The organism is Hydrotalea sp., assembly GCF_049968455.1.
In the GTDB taxonomy this organism is placed as follows: domain Bacteria; phylum Bacteroidota; class Bacteroidia; order Chitinophagales; family Chitinophagaceae; genus Hydrotalea.
Map to the genome: position 1 here is coordinate 21719 of NZ_JBMFQT010000012.1, position 5171 is coordinate 26889.

The window sequence follows — 5171 nt, forward strand, 5'->3', positions numbered from 1 at the left end:
TCAATGCGTTGAATTTGTGCACCAATGCTGCGCAGACGCTCATCAATGTATTGATAACCCCTGTCAATTTGTTCAATATTTTGAATAACACTGGTACCTTCAGCACTTAAGGCAGCAATTAATAAAGCTTGTCCTGCGCGAATATCGGGGCTGCTCATGGTTATACCGCGCAATTTATTTTTACGAGCCAGGCCAATTACGGTAGCACGGTGTGGGTCGCATAAAATAATTTGTGCACCCATATCAATTAATTTATCTACGAAAAACAGGCGGCTTTCAAACATTTTTTGGTGTATTAAAACACTGCCTCTTGCTTGCACGGCTACTACCAATACAATACTTAATAAATCGGGCGTAAAGCCGGGCCAAGGATGGTCGTAAACAGTAAGAATACCGCCATCTAAATAAGTTTGTATTTCATAGATATCCTGTTCGGGAATAATAATATCATCGCCCTTAATTTTTAATTGAATACCCAGTTGTTGAAATTTTTCAGGAATAACACCCAGGTTTTCAACTCCGGCCCCTTTAATGGTTAATGCACTTTGCGTCATAGCAGCCAAGCCAATAAAACTGCCCACTTCAATCATGTCGGGCAATAAAGTATGCTCGGTACCATACAATACATCAACCCCTTCAATTTGCAACAGATTACTGCCAATGCCGGTAATTTTTGCACCCATTCTATTCAACATTTTGCATAACTGCTGAATATAAGGTTCACAAGCAGCATTGTAAATAGTGGTAGTACCTTCAGCCATAACAGCTGCCATAACAATATTGGCAGTGCCGGTAACAGAAGGCTCATCTAACAACATGAAAGTACCTTTTAAACATTGCGTTGCTAATTCAAAGCAGCCTAATTTTTCCTGGTATTGATAAGTGGCCCCCAATTTTTCAAAACCAATAATATGCGTATCTAATCTTCTGCGGCCAATTTTATCGCCACCGGGTTTGGGTAAATAAGCCTTTTTGAAACGGCCCAACATAGCACCGGCCAGCATTACACTACCACGTAACTTACCACCCTTGTTTCTAAACGCTTCTGTAGCTAAATAATCGGTATTAACATTAGCTGCCGTAAAAGTGCAACTATGCCTACCCAAACGCTGTACCGTTACGCCCATTTCGGCTAACAAATCAATTAATACATTTACATCAATTATATCTGGAATATTGTGAATGGTAACCGGATCGGCAGTTAATAACGTAGCAGCCAATATTTGCAATGCCTCGTTCTTAGCACCCTGGGGAACTATTTCGCCCTTTAATTTTTTTCCGCCTATTACTTCAAAAGCGTTCATAACATTGTTTTAAAAAAGAAGTTCAAAATAAAAAGAGCCATCATTGACAGCTCTTATTCATACATTCCGTTTTATGATACAAAGCGATTAATAACGTTTTTTAAAATTTCCGTTTCGGTTATCGCGCTGGCCTGCATTACGTGGGTTATTGTTGCGATTGCCCGATGACCCGCCATTTCTATTACCGCTACGTTGGTTATTGTTGCGATTGCTAAAATTTTGCTGCCTTCGGTTATTGTTTCCTGAACGTCCGTAATCATCGCGTTCAAAATTTTGGTTGCGATGTTTAATGTAAGGCGTATTACTAAACTCTAATGCTCCACCGGTTATGCTATCTAATTCGCTGCGAATAGCGTCATCATGAACCAATTCCTTGTGCCAGTTGCTGTATGCCAGCTTCATATAATAAGCAATGGCATTGGCAAAACCGGCTTTCTTTTCCGGATTTTCTTCTTTCATTGCCTTGTCAATTACCAATTCTATGTTTCTGCCCAAGTGCGAATACTTGGGTTTGTGTTGCGGATAAGGCAACGGATCAGATTTGGCTTTATAAGTTTCTTTTTGAGGTATAGGGTAAGGACTATCTACATCTAATTTAAAATCGCTGATAAAAAAGAGATGATCCCACAACATATGCCTAAAATCTTCTACATTACGCAAGTGCGGGTTTAAAAAGCCCATTAGTTCAATTACGGATTTGGCTTGTTCATTTCGTTTTTGGCGGTCTTCAATCGTCATTACATATTCAACCATTTTATGAATATGGCGGCCATATTCCCGCATACTTAATAAACTTCGGGTGGTGTTATATTCCATGTTTTTTACTTCAACAATGGCAAATGTAGGTATTTCAACACGTATTTTCTATTTTTTAGCCTTTTGTTCACGGAATGCTTTAGGTGAATCAAGGCTTGTTTTGTGGCTTATTCTGCCAATTCTTTATCTTCGCTCAATGGAACAATTAGCAGCACAAATAGAAAATTATAAAAAAGAAGTGTTGGCTTTTACGCCGCAAAATGCCGAAGAAGTTGAGCAGTTCAGAATTAAATATTTGGGAAGCAAAGGGTTGGTTAAAACCCTAATGGCTGAAATGAAAAATGTACCTGCCGAGCAAAAACGAGAAGCCGGACAATTACTGAATGAATTTAAAACATTGGTTGAAAACCATTTTGAATCGTTCAGTAGTTTACAACAAAACAACCATCATTCAACACAGCAAATAGATATTACTTTACCCGGTAATGATATTGCCATTGGCAGTTTGCATCCACTAAGTATTGTGCGCAATAAAATTATTCAAATTTTTCAACGACTTGGATTTGCTGTTGCAGAAGGACCAGAAATTGAAGATGATTGGCACAACTTTGGCGCCATGAATTTACCGGAAAATCATCCGGCCCGCGATATGCAGGATACCTTTTATATTAATCAAAATCCTGCTTGGTTATTAAGAACACATACCAGTAGTGTACAAGCCCGTGTAATGGAACAACAAAAACCACCCATTCGCGTAATTTGTCCGGGACGGGTTTATCGCAATGAAACTATTAGTGCCCGTGCACACTGCTTTTTTCACCAGGTGGAAGGATTGTATGTTGATGAGAATGTAAGCTTCGCCGACTTAAAACAAACCTTGTATTTTTTTGTACAAGAAATGTTTGGACATGGCACCAAAATACGCTTCCGTCCTTCGTATTTTCCTTTTACAGAACCCAGTGCCGAAATGGATATTAGCTGCCTGATTTGTGGCGGAAAAGGTTGTAATGTTTGTAAACATACCGGATGGGTTGAAATTTTAGGCAGTGGAATGGTACACCCCAAAGTATTGGAAAACTTTAATATTGATTCAAACAAATACACCGGCTTTGCTTTTGGCATGGGTATGGAACGCATTTGCCAATTAAAATATCGGGTAAATGATTTACGGCTATACTCGCAAAATGATGTTCGCTTTTTACAACAATTTACAGCTGCATTATAATGTTCCATATTGAAACCAATTTATTGCAGGGTAATTTTTAATAACATTGCGTTATGGTATTTTCAACAAAGGGCATTGTATTGAAAACTACCCGCTACGGCGATACCAGCATCATTACCCAAATTTATACGGAACTATTTGGCATTCAAAGCTATTTGGTAAAAGGTGTTTATCAGGCCGGGAAACGAAAACCAGCACAGAACATATACTTTCAGCCGGCCGCTATTTTGTCGCTTGAAGTATATCACCAACCGCAAAAACAGTTGCAGTTTATTAAAGAATTTAGTTGGGCTTATGTTTATAACCAGGTATTAACCAATGTAAAACGCCACTCCGTTACCTTGTATGTAGTTGAGCTGTTACAACATTGCCTGCAACAACCCGAAGCACATGTTGAATTGTTTTATTTAACAGAAAGTGTGTTACAATTAGCCGATTTCGGTAGCGAAAAACTGGTAGCTAATTTACCTATTTACTATACCCTGCAAACCGCCGCTATTCTGGGTTTTCAAATTCAGGGGAATTATACCGCACACACACCTTTGCTTGATTTGCAGGAAGGCTATTACACTGAAAATTATCCGCAACATGTATATGTTATGGAAGCAGAAGTGGCAGAAGCTGTTAGCCAATTTTTACAAATACCGGCAGAACATATCAATACGATTGAAAACATTAGCCTGAATCATGGTATCAGACGAAATATACTACAGTCATTACAAACATTTTTACAGTTGCATATTCCCGGTTATGGGAAATTAAAAAGCCTGGATATATTGCAAGAAATTTTATCCGCATAAAACAACCAATTATATTAGTCGTTTTACTTGTGCATGATGCAATTGATTCTTTTGGATATTGATACCGGTTAATTGCAATACGCCGGGTTGTTTGCCGGGTTCAAAACTACCTAAGTAAACTTCCATACCCAGCGCTTTTGCACCATTAAAAGTAGCCCACTGCAACAAAGCGGCAATTGGAATGTCAGGGAAAAAAGTATGTATGGTTTGCAATTCGTGTAAAATACTTAACCGAGTATTACTTGCCAAACTGTCGGTACCAATGGTGATAGGTATTCCCATTTGTAACATTGCAATAATGGAAGGCACTTGCTGTTCAATATATCGATTGGCATTGACACAAAGTGCGGCATACAATTGCACCTTATTGCTTGCAGCCCAATGCAACAACCATTCCCAATCGTTAGCATGGGTATATGTGTTGTGCACAGCTATCAATGTTGCAGCGCTTGCTAAATGGTGTGCTACCGTTTGTATGCTGCTTTTCCCGGAAGGAATAAAATCGGGATTATGAATACCCAGTTTTTGGTAAAATTGTAAAAAAAGGCCTTCCCCTTTTTGGAATAAAGCATCCTCATCGGGCGTTTCCTGGTTATGCATGGTAACAATAGCATTGGCAAAATGAGGTGCTATTTTTTCCCACAAAGCTTCTGAAACCGAATAAGGTGCATGGGGAACTATGCTTTTAGGTAAAGCAAAACTTTGCAATAAATGTACTGCTTGTTCATAACGCTTTTCTGCCATTGCGGGAATCCAACCGGTCGTTTCAATAAAATTGTAATAATGTAATTTCTTTTGCTGTTTTTGAGGTATTGTATGTACTGTATTACAAATATCACCAACGGCAACAATACCTTCCTGCAACATTTCTTTTTCGGCCAGTACAATAGCCTGCTGTATTTGTAAATCATCAGCTGCCCGTTGTGCCATTACCTGCTGTACAAAACCAACCAAACCGGTATGTTGGGGTATAGTATTTTTTAAGTGGCTTAATTCTAAATGACAATGGGTATTAATAAATCCGGGGCAGATGATACCGTCTATTTTTTCTACTCCTTCACCTGCTTCATTAGCTGAAACAACAGC

5 protein-coding genes are annotated in these 5171 nt (G+C 38.8%); 2 read left to right on the forward strand and 3 right to left on the reverse strand.

What is annotated here, in order from left to right:
• Positions 1 to 1304, reverse strand: a 1304-nt coding sequence (gene murA, locus ACP5P5_RS09635) for a UDP-N-acetylglucosamine 1-carboxyvinyltransferase (RefSeq protein ID WP_428285895.1), incomplete at its 3' end; no start/stop codon positions are given.
• A gap of 87 nt (positions 1305 to 1391) precedes the next feature.
• The gene (locus ACP5P5_RS09640) at positions 1392 to 2120 is read right to left on the reverse strand and encodes a DUF4290 domain-containing protein (protein WP_428285896.1); all 729 of its coding nucleotides are present in this window, start codon (positions 2118 to 2120) and stop codon (positions 1392 to 1394) included.
• A 136-nt stretch (positions 2121 to 2256) separates the two neighbouring features.
• On the opposite strand from ACP5P5_RS09640, the gene pheS reads away from it, so the two are divergent.
• Both pheS and recO read left to right on the forward strand, forming a co-directional pair.
• Complete coding sequence (gene pheS / locus ACP5P5_RS09645) at positions 2257 to 3285, forward strand: phenylalanine--tRNA ligase subunit alpha (RefSeq protein ID WP_428285897.1); 1029 nt, start codon at positions 2257 to 2259, stop codon at positions 3283 to 3285.
• A gap of 53 nt (positions 3286 to 3338) precedes the next feature.
• Entirely contained in the window at positions 3339 to 4085 is a 747-nt protein-coding gene (recO, locus tag ACP5P5_RS09650; RefSeq protein WP_428285898.1) for a DNA repair protein RecO, read from the forward strand.
• A 9-nt stretch (positions 4086 to 4094) separates the two neighbouring features.
• Here recO and ACP5P5_RS09655 read toward each other — a convergent pair.
• A partial coding sequence (locus ACP5P5_RS09655) for an amidohydrolase family protein (protein WP_428285899.1) occupies positions 4095 to 5171 on the reverse strand: 1077 nt, incomplete at its 5' end.

Bases quoted from the DNA above. Each gene is read 5' to 3' on its own strand.
- ACP5P5_RS09640 (WP_428285896.1), bottom strand. From the start codon at position 2,120: ATGGAATATAACACCACCCGAAGTTTATTAAGTATGCGGGAATATGGC.
- pheS (WP_428285897.1), top strand. From the start codon at position 2,257: ATGGAACAATTAGCAGCACAAATAGAAAATTATAAAAAAGAAGTGTTG.
- recO (WP_428285898.1), top strand. From the start codon at position 3,339: ATGGTATTTTCAACAAAGGGCATTGTATTGAAAACTACCCGCTACGGC.